Annotated in this window: 15 protein-coding genes; 11 read left to right on the plus strand and 4 right to left on the minus strand. The window is 57.7% G+C overall.

The genetic code is table 11. From position 1 onward, the window contains the following. Positions 1–10: 10 nt before the first annotated feature. Positions 11–1,231, minus strand: coding sequence for an enterochelin esterase (gene fes / locus QFI97_RS20895; protein ID WP_346431907.1), 1,221 nt, complete (start codon positions 1,229–1,231; stop codon positions 11–13). Between the two features lie 238 nt (positions 1,232–1,469). Here fes and fepA point away from each other — a divergent pair, with 238 nt between their 5' ends. Both fepA and entD read left to right on the plus strand, forming a co-directional pair. Further along, a complete protein-coding gene (gene fepA, locus QFI97_RS20900; RefSeq protein WP_095094873.1) occupies positions 1,470–3,710 on the plus strand; it encodes a siderophore enterobactin receptor FepA in 2,241 nt (746 codons plus the stop codon). Positions 3,711–3,777: 67 nt separating this feature from the next. Then, entirely contained in the window at positions 3,778–4,407 is a 630-nt protein-coding gene (entD, locus tag QFI97_RS20905; RefSeq protein WP_346431908.1) for an enterobactin synthase subunit EntD, read from the plus strand. 42 nt (positions 4,408–4,449) lie between these two features. On the opposite strand, the gene QFI97_RS20910 is transcribed toward entD, so the two are convergent. Together QFI97_RS20910 and QFI97_RS20915 are read right to left on the minus strand one after the other, a co-directional pair. Continuing rightward, a complete protein-coding gene (locus tag QFI97_RS20910; protein ID WP_095094869.1) occupies positions 4,450–5,385 on the minus strand; it encodes a transketolase family protein in 936 nt (311 codons plus the stop codon). Then, entirely contained in the window at positions 5,378–6,208 is an 831-nt protein-coding gene (locus tag QFI97_RS20915) for a transketolase (RefSeq protein WP_095094867.1), read from the minus strand. The genes QFI97_RS20910 and QFI97_RS20915 overlap by 8 nt, the downstream gene beginning before the upstream one ends. Before the next feature lie 462 nt (positions 6,209–6,670). Between QFI97_RS20915 and QFI97_RS20920 the strand changes: the two genes are divergently transcribed. The 8 genes from QFI97_RS20920 to QFI97_RS20955 all read left to right on the plus strand — a co-directional run bounded on the left by QFI97_RS20920 (position 6,671) and on the right by QFI97_RS20955 (position 15,630). Continuing rightward, the gene (locus QFI97_RS20920) at positions 6,671–7,621 is read left to right on the plus strand and encodes a sugar-binding transcriptional regulator (protein WP_041144517.1); all 951 of its coding nucleotides are present in this window, start codon (positions 6,671–6,673) and stop codon (positions 7,619–7,621) included. Positions 7,622–7,979: 358 nt separating this feature from the next. Continuing rightward, entirely contained in the window at positions 7,980–9,500 is a 1,521-nt protein-coding gene (locus tag QFI97_RS20925) for an FGGY family carbohydrate kinase (protein WP_095094865.1), read from the plus strand. Positions 9,501–9,632: 132 nt separating this feature from the next. Beyond that, on the plus strand, positions 9,633–10,568 hold the full coding sequence (locus tag QFI97_RS20930) for a D-ribose ABC transporter substrate-binding protein (RefSeq protein WP_095094863.1): 936 nt from the start codon (positions 9,633–9,635) through the stop codon (positions 10,566–10,568). Positions 10,569–10,611: 43 nt separating this feature from the next. After that, complete coding sequence (locus tag QFI97_RS20935; RefSeq protein ID WP_346431909.1) at positions 10,612–11,232, plus strand: DUF2291 family protein; 621 nt, start codon at positions 10,612–10,614, stop codon at positions 11,230–11,232. Between the two features lies 1 nt (position 11,233). Next, entirely contained in the window at positions 11,234–12,778 is a 1,545-nt protein-coding gene (locus tag QFI97_RS20940; protein ID WP_095094859.1) for a sugar ABC transporter ATP-binding protein, read from the plus strand. Positions 12,779–12,795: 17 nt separating this feature from the next. Beyond that, positions 12,796–13,863, plus strand: a complete 1,068-nt coding sequence (locus tag QFI97_RS20945; protein ID WP_095094857.1) for an ABC transporter permease — start codon at positions 12,796–12,798, stop codon at positions 13,861–13,863. A 66-nt stretch (positions 13,864–13,929) separates the two neighbouring features. Further along, positions 13,930–14,727 (plus strand): SDR family oxidoreductase, encoded by a 798-nt coding sequence (locus QFI97_RS20950; RefSeq protein ID WP_331850586.1) that lies wholly within the window; start codon positions 13,930–13,932, stop codon positions 14,725–14,727. Positions 14,728–14,844: 117 nt separating this feature from the next. Beyond that, the gene (locus QFI97_RS20955; protein ID WP_095094853.1) at positions 14,845–15,630 is read left to right on the plus strand and encodes an SDR family oxidoreductase; all 786 of its coding nucleotides are present in this window, start codon (positions 14,845–14,847) and stop codon (positions 15,628–15,630) included. A gap of 68 nt (positions 15,631–15,698) precedes the next feature. Here the strand turns inward: QFI97_RS20955 and QFI97_RS20960 are convergent, their stop codons facing one another. Next, entirely contained in the window at positions 15,699–16,412 is a 714-nt protein-coding gene (locus QFI97_RS20960; RefSeq protein WP_346431910.1) for a GNAT family N-acetyltransferase, read from the minus strand. Positions 16,413–16,622: 210 nt separating this feature from the next. Here QFI97_RS20960 and QFI97_RS20965 point away from each other — a divergent pair, with 210 nt between their 5' ends. Then, positions 16,623–18,191: an ABC transporter substrate-binding protein gene (locus QFI97_RS20965; RefSeq protein ID WP_331850588.1), complete on the plus strand. Its 1,569-nt coding sequence runs from the start codon at positions 16,623–16,625 to the stop codon at positions 18,189–18,191. The last annotated feature ends 50 nt before the right edge of the window (positions 18,192–18,241 follow it).

Genomic DNA, 18,241 nt, shown 5'->3' on the forward strand with positions numbered 1-18,241 from the left:
TGGCGCATGATCAATGATTGGGTTGCGAAGGGGCGGATTCTGTAGATTGCCACAGCTGAATCAGTCCCGCCGTCAGCCCGCCGCGCCAGCACAGCGCATCGTGTCCGCCGTCAACCTGGCGCCAGAACACCGTCCCTTCCGGCCGCTGCAGCCGGGCTAAAAGCGCCTGATTCGCGCGGAAAATTAGGGGCTCCCGCTCGCCGGCTTCGAGCCAGACTCGCAGCCCCTCGGCGCGCAGCTCGCCCGAACTCAGGCCTTCAATCAGCGCGCCATCCTGCGCGCCGCCGCGGTGCGGCCACCAGTAGGAGCCGGACTGGCTGAGCACGCAGCCAAAACGCTGCGGCCAGTTCAGGGCGGCAAACATTGCCGCCAGGCCGCCAAAGCTTTGCCCGGCCACGACGGTACGCTCGGCCCGGTCGCTAAAGGCCGCGATTTGACGCACCTGCGGCAGCAGCTCCTCCTGCACCGCCAGCCAAAAATCGCGGTTGCAGGGCAGCTCGCGGCCGCGGTGCGCGTTATCAATCACGTCGATCAGCAGATATACCGCCGCCGGCAGCCGGCCCTCGCGGGTGAGTCCGGCCAGCGGCGACCATACCGGCATGCTCTCGGCCCAGAACTGGCCGTCCAGCAGCACCGCCAGCGGGCGCTCTTCCGCCGCGCCGTCGCCGGTGGCATAAATCCACGCCCGACGGCTGTTGCCAAGCCGCGCGCTGCGCCACTGAATGCAGACCGGCGGGGCGTAATTTTCATCGCGCAGCGCCCAGCCGGGCTGCTCCGGCGCCTGCGCAAGCTCCAGCGCGGAGACCGCGTGGCCGCGCCCGCCCTTCCAGCTTTGCGGATTGAGCGGGTCGGCAACCGCACGCGGCAGCAGACGTCGCCAGCCCTCGCGCAGCAGCGTGCGGTCCGGACTGTCGCCGTTAAAAATCTCAGGAGCAAAATCGTCATCGCGTTCGGAGGGGATAAAACAGTAGCTGCCGCGCCAGGTCGACGAGAGCGTGGTCTGCCATTGCCAGGCATCGGTGCCCGGGACGCGCCGCAGGGTTTGCGGGACGGCATTTTTGTGGTGGTCGGTGACGCCGGTGATGTAAATCCACACCCGCCGCGTCGCCGAAGTGGCCTCGCTGCCCGCCGGGTCCCGCCACCAGAACGTCACCCGGTATGCATCGCCAGACGCCTCTGACTGCGGGCCGGTAAGAATCTGCCACCAGTCATCGCTTCCTGTCTTGAGCATTCAATAACCCTATGTTTATCGTGATATTTATCAATAAACGTAATATTTTATTGATAATATTATTGATAACTATTTGCATTTGCAATAGCGTATTACCGCGCGTTGATAAGAGTAACTTCTAAAAACATGCCAGAGATGGAACCCATTTGTCCTCTACTGGCAACATTGGTGTATGCCGTCTCCTCTCCCGGTGGGAAGGGGCCTTTGGGGAAAGCGGCAACAGACAGCAGGATTTAAAATGAATAACAGGATCAAATCCCTGGCCTTGCTGGTCAATCTGGGAATTTATGGTGTTGCCTTCCCGCTGTGCGCGGAAGAGACCACAGACAGCAAAAAAGCGGCCGCCGAAGAGACTATGGTCGTTACCGCGGCGGAACAGAATCTGCAGGCTCCCGGCGTCTCCACCATCACCGCCGATGAAATTCGTAAGCGTCCACCGGCCCGCGATGTCTCAGAAATTATCCGCACTATGCCGGGCGTTAACCTGACCGGCAACTCCACCAGCGGCCAGCGCGGCAACAACCGCCAGATTGATATTCGCGGCATGGGCCCGGAAAATACCCTGATCCTGATTGACGGTAAGCCGGTCACCAGCCGCAACTCTATTCGTCTCGGCTGGCGCGGCGAGCGCGACACCCGCGGCGATACCAGCTGGGTGCCGCCGGAAATGATCGAACGCATTGAGGTCATTCGCGGCCCTGCTGCGGCGCGCTACGGCAACGGCGCGGCGGGCGGCGTGGTCAATATCATCACCAAAAAAGGCGGCAACGAGTGGCACGGTTCATGGAATACCTACATGAACGCTCCGGAACATAAAGACGAGGGCTCCACCAAGCGCACTAACTTCAGCCTCAACGGTCCGCTGGGCGGCGATTTCAGCTTCCGCCTGTTCGGCAACCTTGAGAAGACGCAGGCCGATGCCTGGGATATTAACCAGGGGCATCAGTCCGAGCGTACCGGCATCTACGCCGATACCATGCCTGCCGGGCGTGAAGGGGTTAAAAACAAAAGTATCAACGGCGTCGTGCGCTGGGACTTCGCGCCGATGCAGTCGCTGGAGTTTGAGTCAGGTTACAGCCGCCAGGGCAACCTCTACGCGGGCGACACGCAGAACACCAACACCAACGACCTGGTGAAAGAGAACTACGGTAAAGAGACCAACCGTCTCTATCGTCAGACCTACTCCGTCACCTGGAACGGCGGCTGGGATAATGGTATCACCACCAGCAACTGGGCGCAGTACGAGCACACCCGCAACTCGCGTAAGGGCGAAGGCCTGGCCGGGGGCACAGAAGGTATCTTCAACAGCAACCTGTTCTCCGATACCGACCTTTCCGACGTGATGCTGCACAGCGAAATCAGCATTCCGTTCGACCTGTGGGTCAATCAGAACCTGACCCTGGGGAGCGAATGGAACCAGCAGCGGATGAAGGATAACGCCTCCAATACCCAGACCTTTATGGGTGGCGATATTCCGGGCGCAAGCAGTACCAACCGCAGCCCGTACTCACAGGCGGAGATCTTCTCGCTGTTTGCCGAAGACAACGTTGAGCTCACCGATTCCACCATGCTGACGCCGGCGCTACGTTTCGATCACCACAGCATCGTCGGCAATAACTGGAGCCCATCGCTGAACCTGTCCCAGGGCCTGGGCGACGACTTTACCCTGAAGATGGGTATTGCCCGCGCCTATAAAGCGCCGAGCCTGTATCAGACCAACCCGAACTACATCCTGTACAGTAAGGGCCAGGGCTGCTACGCCAGCGCAACCGGCACCGGCTGCTATATGGTGGGTAACGATGACCTGAAGGCAGAGACCAGCATCAACAAAGAGATTGGGCTTGAGTTTAAACGAGACGGCTGGCTGGCCGGGGTGACCTGGTTCCGCAACGATTACCGCGACAAAATCGAAGCGGGATACGCGCCGCTCTCCTCTACATCAAGCGGTAAGGTGAAAACCGATATTTACCAGTGGGAGAACGTGCCGAAAGCGGTGGTTGAGGGCCTGGAAGGGACGTTAAACGTTCCGGTTAGCGAGACCGTTAACTGGACCAACAACATCACCTACATGCTGCAGAGTAAGAACAAAGAGACCGGCGATCGCCTGTCGATTATCCCGGAATATACGCTCAACTCGACCCTCAGCTGGCAGATATACCAGGATGTTTCCGTGCAGTCGACCTTTACCTGGTACGGCAAGCAGGAGCCGAAAAAGTATAACTACAAGGGCGAACCGGTTACCGGCAGCGAGAAGAACGAGGTTAGCCCATACAGCATCCTCGGCCTGAGCGCGACCTGGGACGTCACCAAAAATGTCAGCCTGACCGGCGGCGTGGATAACGTCTTCGACAAGCGCCACTGGCGTGCGGGTAACGCCCAGACAACCGGCGGCACCACCGGTTATATGTACGGCGCGGGCGCCGAAACCTATAACGAATCGGGCCGTACCTGGTATATGGGCGTCAACACTCACTTCTGATTGCTCGCCTGAATCCCGCCGCCCTCCAGCCATAGAGGGCGGCCGGGAAATCGGTTAACATCCTTTCATGCAGACACATCACAGCACCCTTTTACTTGCCGGCCATCCTCTCCAGCGGATTGATTTCGACCCAGCCAGCTTCCAACCCGCGGATCTGCTGTGGCTGCCCCATCACGCCCTGCTCGCCGCAGGCGGCCGTAAGCGCCAGGCCGAACATCTTGCCGGACGCATCGCCGCCGTTCACGCCCTGCGCGAAGTTGGCGAAAAAATGCCGCCGCCGCCCGGCGAGCAGCGCCAGCCGCTGTGGCCCGCGCCGTGGTTCGGCAGCATCAGCCACTGTGAAAATAGCGCCCTGGCGGTAGTCTCTTCTCGCCCTATAGGGATTGATATTGAGCGGTGCTTTACTCCAATCCTCGCGGAGGAACTTGCCAGCAGCATTATCAACCCGGCGGAAAAAACGCTGCTGGCGGCCAGCGGGCTGCCCTTTGCGCTGGCGCTGACGCTGGCGTTCTCGGCAAAAGAGAGCGGGTTTAAGGCGCTCTCCCTCCCCCGCCAGCTCGGGATGGATTTTCTGCGCATGCGGGTGACGTATATAGAGGAAGGAGTGCTGCGGATGCAAATTGATGATGAGATAGTTCAGGTTCACTGGATGCAAAGCGACGCGCGGGTCATCACGCTCTGCGGGTTGCCAAAATAGCATCACCCGCGCGGGCTGCCCGCACGGGTTATCTGGCTACGGTTAGAGCAGCGTAGGCGCCAGCGCCGCGATCGCCGGCGCATCGAAACCGTGGTGCTGACGAAGCCAGCCGCGGTCTGCCGCCGCCGCATACTCACCGTCCGGGATCCCCAGGCGCTTCAGGGGGATACCGGCACCGCCTTCGGCCAGCACTTCGGCAACCAGGCTGCCGAGTCCGCCATTCACGTTGTGCTCTTCAACCGTGATGACCGCGCTACAGCCCTCCAGCGCCGCCAGCAGCGCCTGAGTGTCGCAAGGGCGAATCGACGGAACGCTCACCACCTTCGCTTCAATGCCCTGTTCCGCCAGCAGTTGCGCAGCGTCGACGATTTCATGCACCGTCGACCCCGTAGCAACCAGCGCAATATCCCGGCCTTCGCGCAGGGTAACCACCGCCCCCGGCACAAAGCGGTAGCTCTCGTCGTGCAGCTCCGGCAACGCCTTGCCGTCAAGGCGGATGTAGACCGGCCCCTGATGCTGGATGGCGTAGTCGATTATCTGCCGGCACTCGCGCGGCGTAGAGGGGGCAAAGATTTGGATATTGCCGAACCCGCGCATCACGGCAAGGTCGTCAATGGAGTGATGGGTGCTCGCCAGCGGGCCGTAGCTGGCCCCGGCGTTCAGACCAAACAGCTTAACGTTGGTGTTGTTGTAGCAGACGTCGACTTTGATCTGCTCATTGGCGCGCGAAATCAGGAAGGGCGCGGCGTTACAGGTCACCGCAACTTTCCCGCCCAGCGCCAGCCCGGCCGCCATGCCGACCATGCTTTGTTCGGCAATCCCGACGTTAACCAGACGGCCGGGAAATTGTTTAATAAAGGGCGCAATTTTCGCCGTCGAAGTGGAATCAGCAACGACCGGCACCAGATCAACACCGCTTTCTACCGCGTCAATAAACGCTTGCACCATTACGCTCGCCAGGTGTTCTGCATTACTCATCTTTCAGTTCCTCCAGTGCCAGTTCAATCTCTTCGCCTTTCGGTACCCGGTGGTGCCATTCCGGACGCCCCTGGATAAAGGAAATACCGGCGCCTTTTGTCGTATTTGCGATAATGACGTTAGGTTTACCTGCCTGCTGCAACCCTTCCAGAGCGGCCACCACTGAGGCCATATCGTTTCCCTGACACTCGGTCACGGTCATGCCAAACGCTTTCCACTTATCGGCAAGCGGGTCGGTATTCATAATCTCGCGGGTCGGCCCGGCGAGCTGAAGGTTGTTTTTATCGTTGATAATAATCAGGTTATCGAGCTCGTAATGCGCCGCAGCCAGCGCCGCCTCCCAGTTGCTGCCCTCGGCCAGTTCGCCATCGCCGGTAATTAAAAAGATGCGGCGGGTGCTGTTGCTTTTCTTTGCAGCCAGCGCCAGCCCCACCGCAACAGGCAAACCGTGGCCCAATGCACCGGTATTCAGTTCGATGCCGGGGGTTTTTTGACGAACCGGGTGGCCAGGAAGGTGCGAGTTCGCGTGCTGATAGGTCGCCAGCCACTCGACCGGGAAAAAGCCGGCTTCCGCAAGCACGCAGTAGTAGCACCCCACCGCGTGGCCTTTAGACTGGATATAAATATCCCGCTCCGGGTCGGCAATCTGCTCCGGGGAGACGTTTAGCTCGCGGAAATAGAGGGCGGTTAATAGCTCTACCTGCGACAAATCGGCGCCGGTATGCCCCCCGGCCGGGCTGTTGGCATTCAATCTGATAATATGGCGGCGTACCGCGCGAGCTTTACGCTCAAGTGCCTGGACATCGTAGCTATAGGGATTCATTTAATACCTCTGAATTTAATTTCAACTTGGAATATTTATTCCACAAGGGACTAAAAAAACCAGACATCCCCAGGCAGCGCATCATCAGGCTTCCGCCGCTGCATCATACTCAGGAACATTCTGCCTCCTTACTATCAGGCATGTCTGTGCCTGGATAAGTTTTCAGTTGACTTGATATCACCATGAATATATATTCAACAATGATTCTTTATTCAATTATGCGACAACTGTTCTGTTTTTGTCCATAGCTGATTTTGAGGATTGATAAAAGTTAGAGTTTCATCACACTTAGTTCTCTTTCTTTTTCACGTATGATAAAAGCCTCTATACCCTGAATTATTCGAATTGCAGTCTGCTCAGGCAGGGGCCGGCGCGGTAGACGCACGCAGCCAGCGGACATGTAGTTTTCGGCCTGACGGGTATAACATAATGGATATACGTTAATGATTTTCGGGGATATATATGGCTAAGCAGGATGAACAAAGGCTGTTAGTTAAGATTGCCACACTTTACTATCTTGAAGGACGAAAGCAGTCCGACATTGCACAACTTCTTTCGCTTTCCCAGTCATTTGTCTCCCGTGCCATCACCCGCTGCCAGAAAGAAGGGGTGGTAAAAATTAGCGTCGTTCAGCCCTCGAATATTTTTCTTAACCTCGAAAAAGGCATCGAAGATCGCTACGGAATTAAGCAGGCTATCGTCGTCGATACCGAAGAGGATGCCAGCGATCACACCCTCAAACGCGCGATTGGGTCCGCTGCGGCCCACTATCTGGAAACCCGCCTGCGACCAAAAGATCTGATCGGCGTCTCCTCATGGAGTTCGACCATCAGGGCCATGGTCGATGAGGTCCACGCGCAAAACCTGAAGGCCAGCGGAGTTATCCAGCTGCTCGGCGGCGTGGGGCCGAACGGCAACGTACAGGCAACCATCCTGACCCAGACGCTCGCTCAGCATCTTAACTGCCAGGCCTGGCTGCTTCCTTCGCAGAGCATTGAGGGCTCGATGGCGGAGAAAAACCGTCTCATCGCCAGCCAGGACGTCGCCGATGTGGTTTCGCGTTTCGACGAGGTCGATATTGCCATCGTCGGGATTGGTATTCTCGAACCTTCTCAGCTGCTGAAAACGTCAGGTAACTATTACCACGAAGATATGCTGCAGGTGCTCGCCGAGCGCGGCGCGGTGGGGGATATCTGCCTGCACTATTACGACAAAAAAGGCCAGGCCGTGTTAAGCGATGATGAAGATCCTGTTATCGGCATGGCGCTGGAAAAAGTAAAAAAATGCCCCAACGTCGTGGCGCTGGCCGGCGGTAGCGATAAGGTTGCGGCGATCAAAGGCGCCCTCTCCGGCGGCTATATCGATGTTTTAATCACCGATTATCCAACCGCGAGGCTGCTGGTCACCGGCTAATTTTCCATCAGACATCTTTTTGCATGCCTTTGCGCCACCTTTTCTGATGCCGAGGCATGCAAAATAAACATTTATATTTCAATATCCTGATTAAATTTCCTGGCGCTTCCCCCTCCAGCCCTCCGCGCATTTATCCATGCAGATAAGTGTGATTGCCAGCACAATTGATAACTTTTCCTCTAGCCCCGGGGAAAGTTTCTGGCTAAGGTATTAAATAAATAATCACTATCGAATATATATTCAGTGATTACAAAAGTGATAACGAAATGTCACATCATGGCCTGCTAAGTAGCAACGCGATAGCGAGGAATGTTCGCCCCTCAGCGCCAGGACGAAGTGTGACTCAGGAGACTATCTAATGCCGGCAACACAACAAGAGTTCATTATTGCGCTCGACGAAGGGACGACCAATGCAAAAGCGGTGGTGCTCGACGGCCGCGGCAACGTTATTGTGAAATTTTCACAACCCCTGGCGATTCAAACCCCTCGCGATGGCTGGGTAGAGCAATCTGGCGAGACGTTGATCGAGGCCTCGCTTGAGGTGATTGCCAAAGCGGTTGAGCACGTTGGCGCGGAAAATGTTGCCGCATTAGCCATCAGCAACCAGCGGGAAACCGCCATCGGCTGGTATCGCCATAGCGGAAAGCCGGTTAACGCCGCCATCACCTGGCAATGCACCCGCAGCGCCGTTTTTTGCGACGATCTGCGCCATGCGGGCAAAGAGCAGCAGATTAAAACCACGACCGGGCTGCCGATTGCTCCTCTGTTTTCCGCCTCCAAAATGCGCTGGCTGCTGGAGTCTATCCCCGAGGGTCGCCTTCTCGCCGAACGCGGTGAGATCTGCCTCGGCACCATTGATAGCTGGCTGCTGTGGAATTTAACCCACGGCGACGCCTTCTGCTGCGATTACTCCAACGCCGCGCGCACCCAGCTGCTCAATTTACAGAGCGGGCAGTGGGATGACGACATGCTGGCCTTGTTCCAGATCCCCCGCGCCGCGCTGGCGGAAATTAAGCCATCCAGCGGATTATTTGGCTACACCCGCGGGCTCGCGGCGATACCTGACGGCATTCCGATCATGGCGATGGTCGGCGACTCTCACGCCGCGCTTTTTGGCCATGCATTAGGGGAACTCGGGTGCGTGAAAGCCACGTACGGTACCGGCTCGTCGGTGATGGCGCCGGTTAAATCAGCGCAGTGCGATATTGACGCGCTGGCCACCACCATTGCCTGGCATGACGGCGAGCGCATCACCTATGGACTGGAAGGCAATATTCCCCATACCGGCGATGCCGTGGCGTGGATGGCTGACAGCACCGGCCTGAGCGAACTCTCCGCCGACGAGCTGGCCCACGAACTTAACACCCTGCCCGCTTCGGTTGACTCGACGATGGGAGTCTATTTTGTGCCGGCGCTGACCGGGCTTGGCGCTCCGTGGTGGGACGATAGCGCCCGCGGCGTGATTTGTGGACTGAGCCGCGGCGTTAAGCGCGCGCACCTGATCCGCGCCGCGCTGGAATCCATCACCTATCAGATAGCCGATGTGGTGGTCGCCATGCGCCAGCATGATGATTTCAGCCTGTCGGCGCTGATGGTCGACGGCGGACCGACCAAAAACGACTGGCTCATGCAGTACCAGGCGGATCTGCTGGGCTGCCCGGTCATGCGCAGCGATGTGCCTGAACTCTCCGCCATCGGCGCAGCCCTGCTTGCCCGCAAGGCGCTCAATCCCGATACGCCCGTCGACCTGACGGCCTTTTTAACCGAACACAGTGAATTTAGCCCCGACATGGCCCGCCATCAGCGCCTGCAGGCAAGGTGGCAGGAGTGGCGCCATGCGGTGGACAGAACATTATGGAAACCGGCTACGTCCGCCTGACGCCCACCAGGGAAAACGAAGGTGACGAACCTTAATCATTAACAGAAGGAGAATTCCGGCCCATACAACCGCCTTTCCGGCCTTACGTTGTTTCACCGTACCCGACAATAACAACATAGAGAGAACATTGTCATGAAATTACGTTTAACGCTTTTGACTGTTGCAACCCTGACCGCGCTTTCTTTTACTGCTCAGGCAGTAGAAAAAGGCACCATCATGATCATGGTTAACTCGCTGGATAACCCGTATTACGCTTCTGAAGCCAAAGGGGCCAGCGAGAAAGCAAAAGAACTCGGATATAAAACAACCATTCTGTCTCATGGCGAAGATGTAAAAAAACAGAACGAACTGATTGATACAGCCATCGGCAAAAAAGTTCAGGGTATTATTCTGGATAACGCCGACTCAACCGCCAGCGTCGCGGCGATTGAAAAAGCGAAACAAGCAGGCATTCCGATTATATTAATTAACCGGGAAATTCCTGTCGATGACGTGGCCCTTGAGCAGATTACGCATAATAACTTCCAGGCTGGTTCGGAAGTCGCCAACGTATTTGTCGAGAAAATGGCGGAAAAAGGAAAATACGCCGAACTGACCTGCAACCTTGCAGATAATAACTGCGTCACGCGTTCTAAATCATTCCACCAGGTTATTGACCAGTATCCGGATATGGTCAGCGTAGCTAAACAGGATGCCAAAGGTACGTTAATTGACGGCAAGCGCATCATGGACAGCATTCTGCAGGCCCACCCTGATGTCAAAGGCGTGATCTGCGGCAACGGCCCGGTGGCTCTTGGCGCCATCGCCGCCCTGAAGGCGGCCAACCGTACTGACGTCGTGGTGGTCGGCATCGACGGCAGCAACGACGAGCGCGATGCGGTTAAGGCCGGCACGTTGCAGGCAACCGTCATGCTGCAGGCCCAGGCTATTGCGGCGCAGGGCGTTACCGACCTCGATAACTACCTGCAAAAAGGCGTGAAGCCCGCGAAGCAACGCGTCATGTTCCGCGGAATTCTGATAACCAAAGATAACGCAGATAAAGTTCAGGACTTCAACATCAAATCCTGAGTTCGGGTTGTTGCGCCCCTTCGGGGGCGCGTAGGAGAGTGATATGTACAAAAAAACCTGGCTGGCACTGGCCGTTCTTGCTCTCGGGGGCTGTCGTATCGTCTCCCAGCAGGAGCTGGCCGATCTTAAATCCCCGCCCAATCCGCACATGGCAAATATCGATCAAACGTGGCAGAACAAAATCGTGCCGCAGGTTGTGGCGCAGGCCCGTCCGGTCAGCGAACTGATGGCCGCACTGCGCGCGGCTAAAGATTTCGATAGCGCCTGTCAGGCTCTGGGCTATCGCGCCCAGGAGGAGAATCCCTGCATTTTTTACGTCAAAGTAGCAGGTAAAATCACCGGGATCGACTCAGCCTCCCGCAGCGGAAAAATGACGGTCGAAGATAGCGCCGGCGGCCCGGTTGTCGTGCAAATTGGCCCGACGCTTCGCGGCACCCAGTTGCGGGATGGCTATAAAGGCGCCAGCTATCAGGATTTTAATGACCAGGTACTGTTTGGCGAATACGGCCGGGCCATTAATGAACAGGCGGTGAAAATGATCCAGGCCGCGCAGGTGAAAAGCGGCGAAATGACCCAGGTATACGGCGTCTTCTCCGCCTGGGATATTCCGCAGACGCTACCCGACATTACGCCAGCAAAAATCGAACGTTCCGGAGGACAATAAGATGCCGTCGCAACCTATCGTCGCTCCCCAACCAGTCGAATCTGAAGTTATTATCGAAACGCGCGAGCTGTCGCGGGTTTATCCGGGCGTTATTGCCTTAGATAATGTCAATTACCGGGTATATCGAAATAAAGTAAACGTTCTGATCGGAGAAAATGGTGCGGGTAAATCCACCATGATGAAAATGCTTGCCGGTGTCGAAACGCCCTCCTCCGGACAGATTATTCTCGACGGTGCCGAAGTGTCATTAAGCTCCACTCATCAGGCGGAAAGTCAGGGCATTAGCATTATTTTCCAGGAGCTCAATTTATTCCCCAATATGAACGTCATGGATAATATTTTCATGGCGAACGAATTTTTCCAGAAAGGCCGGATTAACGAAAAATATCAGTATGAACTGGCGAAATCGCTGCTGGAAAGACTGGAGCTTGATGTCGATCCCTACACCCCGCTGGGAGAGCTGGGGATCGGCCATCAGCAGCTGGTGGAAATCGCGCGCGCGCTCTCAAAGGACACCCGGGTCCTGATCATGGATGAGCCCACTTCAGCGCTCAGCCAGTCGGAAGTTAAGGTCCTGTTTAACGTCATTGAGCAGCTAAAACGACGCGGCGTCACCATTATTTATATCTCCCATCGCCTGGAAGAGCTGATGGAGATTGGCGACCACATCACTATTTTCCGCGATGGCCGCTTTATCAGCGAACGCACCGTCAGCGATGCCAGCATTCCCTGGATCATTGAGCAGATGGTCGGGGATAAGAAAAAGCACTTCGACTATCAGCCGGCCCCGCAGGGCGAGGCGGTTCTTGCCGTCGAGGGCCTGACCGCGCTGCATCACAGCGGCGGCTACAAGCTTAATGACGTGACCTTCACGCTGAATAAAGGCGAGGTCATCGGCATCTATGGCCTGCTGGGCGCCGGGCGCACCGAGCTGTTTAAGGGCCTGATCGGATTGATGACCTGCCAGACCGGCAGCATCCATCTCAACGGGGAGAATATCGGCAAAGCCCACTTTCAAACCCGCTTAAAAAAGGGTCTGGCGCTGGTACCAGAAGACCGCCAGGGCGAAGGCGTGGTGCAGATGATGTCCATTCAATCCAACATGACGCTCTCTGACTTTAGCCTGCAGGGCTTTCGCCGGGCGTGGAAGTGGCTGAATCCGCAGAAAGAGAGCGCCAGCGTGAAGGAGATGATCCGCCAGCTCGCCATCAAGGTCAGCGACCCCGAGCTGCCCATTACCTCCCTGAGCGGCGGCAACCAGCAGAAAGTCGTGCTGGGTAAAGCGCTTATGACGCAGCCACAGGTGGTGTTTCTCGATGAACCCACCCGCGGGATTGACGTCGGTGCCAAAACGGACGTCTATCACCTGATCGGCAAAATGGCGCATCAGGGGCTGGCCGTCATGTTCTCCTCCTCGGAACTGGATGAAGTGATGGCCCTGGCCGACCGCATTCTGGTGATGGCCGATGGCCGTATTACCGCCGATTTACCGCGCCATGCGGTTACCCGCGAAAAGCTCATCGCGGCTTCAACACCCCAAGATTAATCAGGCTGGAATCCATCATGAACCAGAAATATATGATTTATATGTACCTGCTGAAGGCCAGAACGTTTATCGCTCTGCTGCTGGTAATTGCATTCTTCAGCGTGATGGTACCGAATTTCCTGACCACCTCTAACCTGCTGATTATGACCCAGCACGTGGCGATTACCGGCCTGCTGGCCATTGGGATGACGCTGGTGATCCTTACCGGCGGTATCGACCTCTCGGTCGGGGCCGTCGCCGGGATCTGCGGCATGGTCGCCGGCGCGCTGCTGACCAACGGGCTGCCGCTATGGAACGGCAGCGTGATCTTCTTCAACGTGCCTGAAGTGATCCTCTGCGTGGCCATTTTTGGCATCCTGGTCGGCTTTATTAACGGCGCCGTGATCACCCGCTTTGGCGTCGCTCCCTTTATCTGCACGCTCGGGATGATGTACGTCGCCAGGGGTTCTGCGCTGCTGTTTAATGACGGCAGCACCTACCCTAACCTCAACGGCATGGAAGCGCTGGGAAATACCGGTTTCTCGATCCTCGGTTCCGGCACCGTGCTCGGCATTTATCTGCCCATCTGGCTGATGATCGCCTTCCTTGTGCTCGGCTACTGGCTGACGACAAAAACGCCGCTCGGTCGCTACATCTACGCGATCGGCGGCAACGAGTCCGCTGCCCGCCTCGCCGGGGTGCCCATCGTGAAAGCGAAGATCTTCGTCTACGCCTTCTCCGGTCTCTGCGCGGCGTTCGTTGGGCTGATCGTTGCTTCTCAGCTGCAAACCGCCCACCCGATGACCGGCAATATGTTTGAAATGGACGCCATCGGCGCCACCGTGCTTGGCGGCACGGCGCTGGCAGGCGGCCGAGGCCGGGTCACAGGCTCCATTATTGGCGCCTTCGTTATCGTGTTCCTCGCCGACGGCATGGTCATGATGGGCGTCAGCGATTTCTGGCAGATGGTCATTAAAGGCGTGGTGATTGTAACCGCCGTCGTCGTTGACCAGTTCCAGCAAAAACTACAGAACAAAGTCATCCTGATGCGTCGTCATGAAGAAAAGCAGACCACCGCGCTGCCTGGCGGCGCCGCCTCCAGCTAATACGCCGACAGACAACGATCATTGCGCCGGGCGTACACCGCCCGGCCTCGCTAAAGGGAAAATAATATGAACAGAAATTTTCACAACAAAACGATTGTTATTACCGGAGCCTGTCGCGGCATTGGCGCGGGGATCGCCGAGCGCTTTGCGCGCGATGGCGCCAGGCTGGTGATGGTCTCTAACGCCGACCGCGTTCATGAAACCGCGGAAACCCTGCGTCAGCGCTACCAGGCGGACATTTTGTCACTGGAGGTCGATGTGACCAACGAAGCCCAGGTTCAGTCTCTTTATGAACAGGCCGCCGCGCGTTTCGGCACCATTGACGTCTCTATTCAAAATGCCGGAGTGATCACTATCGACTACTTCGACCGTATGCCAAAGGCTGATTTTGAGAAGGTGCTGGCGGTAAATACCACCGGCGTCTGGCTGTGCTGCCGCGAAGCGGCTAAATACATGGTCAAGCAAAACCACGGCAGCCTGATTAATACCTCTTCGGGTCAGGGCCGCCAGGGCTTTATCTATACCCCGCACTACGCCGCCAGCAAGATGGGCGTTATCGGGATCACCCAAAGCCTGGCCCATGAACTGGCGCCGTGGAATATCACCGTTAACGCCTTCTGCCCCGGGATCATCGAGAGCGAAATGTGGGACTACAACGACCGCGTGTGGGGGGAGGTCCTCAGCAGCGATCGGAAACGCTACGCCAAAGGCGAGCTGATGGCCGAGTGGGTTGAAGGTATTCCGATGAAGCGCGCGGGGAAACCGGAGGATGTCGCCGGGCTGGTGGCGTTTCTCGCCTCCGACGACGCGCGATACCTCACCGGACAAACGATTAACATCGACGGCGGCCTGATTATGTCCTGATGCCCCTCAGAGGGATTATCGGGCAGCGCCGTTCAGCGATGGTTCATAACAGATAGCCCGGAGGCCGCGCGTTGCGCCGCTCCGGGCTACGGGACATTCATTAAAAGAGTGATAACTATGATCGCAAAAGATTTTGCTCAACAGCTGTTTAATCTGCAGGGACGCGTCGCCTTCGTAACCGGCGCGGGCAGCGGGATCGGCCAGACCATTGCTTACGGACTTGCCAGCGCGGGTGCGCGGGTCGTGTGCTTCGATCTGCGGGAAGACGGCGGGCTCACCGATACCGTGAATCATATCGAAGCCATCGGCGGGCAGGCCTGCCTGTACACCGGGGACGTACGCCAGCTCAGCGATCTCCGCGCGGCCGTAGCGCTGGCGAAAAGCCGCTTCGGACGCCTGGATATCGCCGTTAACGCCGCCGGTATCGCCAACGCCAACCCGGCCCTGGAGATGGAAACCGAGCAGTGGCAGCGCGTGATTGATATCAACCTCACCGGAGTGTGGAACTCCTGTAAAGCCGAGGCGGAGCTGATGCTGGAATCCGGCGGCGGCTCGATCATTAATATCGCCTCCATGTCCGGCATTATCGTTAACCGCGGCCTTGAGCAGGCGCATTACAACAGCTCTAAAGCGGGCGTCATCCATCTGTCCAAAAGCCTGGCGATGGAGTGGGTCGGTAAAGGTATCCGCGTGAACTCCATCAGCCCCGGCTATACCGCCACCCCGATGAACACCCGTCCGGAAATGGTCCATCAGACCCGCGAATTCGAAAGCCAGACGCCGGTTCAGCGGATGGCGAGAGTCGAGGAGATGGCAGGCCCGGCGCTGTTCCTCGCCAGCGACGCCGCGTCATTCTGCACCGGCGTCGACCTGGTGGTCGATGGCGGATTTATCTGCTGGTAAACCGCGCCGCCTCTTCGACCGCGTCAGCCCTTTGGCGCCGCCCGCTATGCGCCTCCCCCTCCGGTTATTCAGGAGGGGGAAATGGCTTCCCGGAACTCATCCAGCCGCTTTATCTGCCGCCCCTGGGCATCAAAATTGTCCGCCGCCAGCCACGCCCGCAGTTCGGCGTCGCGCTGCGGCCATTCGCCATCGATAATCGACAGCATGTCGCTGTCGCGGCTGCGCGCCTTGCGCACCATCTTCTGGCGCAGGCGCCCCTCCCAGGTAAAGCCCAGCCGCTCGGCGGCCCGCCGGGAGGCGATATTCATCGAGTCGCACTTCCACTCCAGACGCCGGTAGCCGGCTGCGAACGCGTCCTTCAGCAGCAGCCAAACCGCCTCGGTTCCCAGCGGGGTATTTTTCATCTTTCGCGACCAGGTGACGTGGCCGATTTCGACCGAGCCCATAGCCTGTTCAATCGCCATAAAGCTCACCAGCCCCACCGCCTGACCGGAGCCAAGATCGATAACCGCAAAGGGGACCAGCGCGTCGTCGCCAACTTTACCTGCCACCCAGTGCGCCGTGGCCTCCACGGTTTCGGGGCGCGTGCTGGCAAGCCAGGTCCAGTCGCTGCCGTCGCCCAGCGCGTAGGCGGCAAACAGATCGGCGGCGTGTCGCCGGGTATCCAGCGGTTCAAGCCGGCAATAGCGTCCCGTTAACGCGCTTCGCTTTAGCACGCTGGCGCCCTGCCAGCCAACGACCACATCGTTCACCTGCTGGCCATACTGATTGATTTCCGGCATCTTTAAGTTCCGTTAAATTGTGATCAAATCGTTATATCAAGAAGCACAACGCGCAGAAAGACGACCGCGTTATTTTTCACTCATAGCCCGATGATATTGATTATGCTTTTTAAGCATAAGCTTATCCGCATTTTGACTTTACGCCTTTCATGAAGGGGCCTAATTTAGCGACACATAAATAATCAAAACATCATTTTTCAGGGATTGCTCATGACTAAAAAACTGCTGTCATTACTGGTGCTGACCGCGCTATCCGCCGCCGTCCATGCCGCCACGCCGCCAACTACCCTGGTCGTTGCCCAAGGCCTCGACGACATCGTCAGCCTCGACCCGGCGGAAGCCAACGAACTTTCCAGCATCCAGACGGTACCGAGCCTCTACCAGCGTCTGGTGCAGCCGGACCGCGACAACCCTGAAAAAATCACCCCTATTCTGGCAGAGAGCTGGCAGGCGGACCCGGCGGCGAAAACGCTGACCATTAAGCTCAAGCCCGAGGCGAAGTTCGCCTCCGGTAACCCGCTACGTCCGGAAGATGTTATTTTCTCCTACACCCGCGCGGTGACCCTGAATAAATCACCGGCCTTTATCCTCAACGTCCTCGGCTGGCAGGCGGACAACATTGCCGGCCAGCTGAAGAAGGTGGATGACCACACGCTGGCGCTGCACTGGACCGCCGAGGTGAGCCCGGCGGTGGCGCTGAATATTCTCTCCACGCCTATCGCCTCTATCGTCGATGAAAAGCTGGTGGCGCCGAATGCCAAAGATAACGATTTCGGCAACGGCTGGCTGAAGATGCACTCAGCGGGCAGCGGGGCCTTTAAAATGCGCGTTTACCAGCCGCATCAGGCCATCGTGCTGGAGGCTAACGACAGCTCGCCCACCGGCGCGCCGAAGCTGAAAAGCATCATCATCAAAAACGTGCCCGATCCGGCCTCCCGCCGCCTGCTGATCCAGCAGGGTGACGCCGACGTGGCGCGCGATCTGGGCGCCGATCAGATTGCCGCCCTGCAGGGCAAGCCCGGCGTGAAGGTGCTGAGCATCCCGTCGGCGGAACAAAACTATCTGGCGTTTAACACCGGCAACGCCGCCAACCCGCTGCTGAAAAACCCGGCGCTGTGGGAGGCCGCGCGCTGGCTGGTGGATTACGACGGCATCACGAAGGACCTGCTCAAAGGCCAGTATTTTGTCCATCAGAGCTTCCTGCCGGTCGGTCTGCCGGGGGCGCTGGACAACAATCCGTTTAAATTCGACCCGGCGAAAGCCAAAGCGATCCTCGCCAAAGCCGGAATTAAAGACGCCCACTTCACCCTCGATGTCGAAAACAAACCGCCGTTTATCACTATCGCCCAGTCCATGCAGGCCAGCTTCGCCCAGGGCGGCGTGAAGATCGATCTGCTGCCGGCGGCCGGTAGCCAGGTGTACGCCCGCGTGCGGGCGAAGCAGCATCAGGCGGCGATTCGCCTGTGGATCCCCGACTACTTCGACGCCCACTCCAACGCCAGCGCCTTTGCTTACAACGACGGTAAGTCGAGCACCGTGGCCGGTCTTAACGGCTGGCAAATCCCGGAGCTGAATAAAGCCACCCTCGCGGCGGTTGCCGAGCCGGATGCCGCCAAACGCCTCGGACTGTATAAACAGATGCAGGAAGAGCTGCAGCGCAGCTCGCCGTACGTGTTTGTCGATCAGGGAAAAACGCAGATTGTGGTCCGCGACAACGTGAAGGGTTACCAGCAGGGCCTGAACGCCGATATGGTCTGGTACGATCGGGTAAGCAAATAGCGATATTTTAGTCACCCGGAACCGGCGTTACGCCGCGGTCCGGGGATTTT

The organism is Klebsiella scottii, from assembly GCF_036561945.1.
GTDB lineage: Bacteria > Pseudomonadota > Gammaproteobacteria > Enterobacterales > Enterobacteriaceae > Klebsiella > Klebsiella scottii.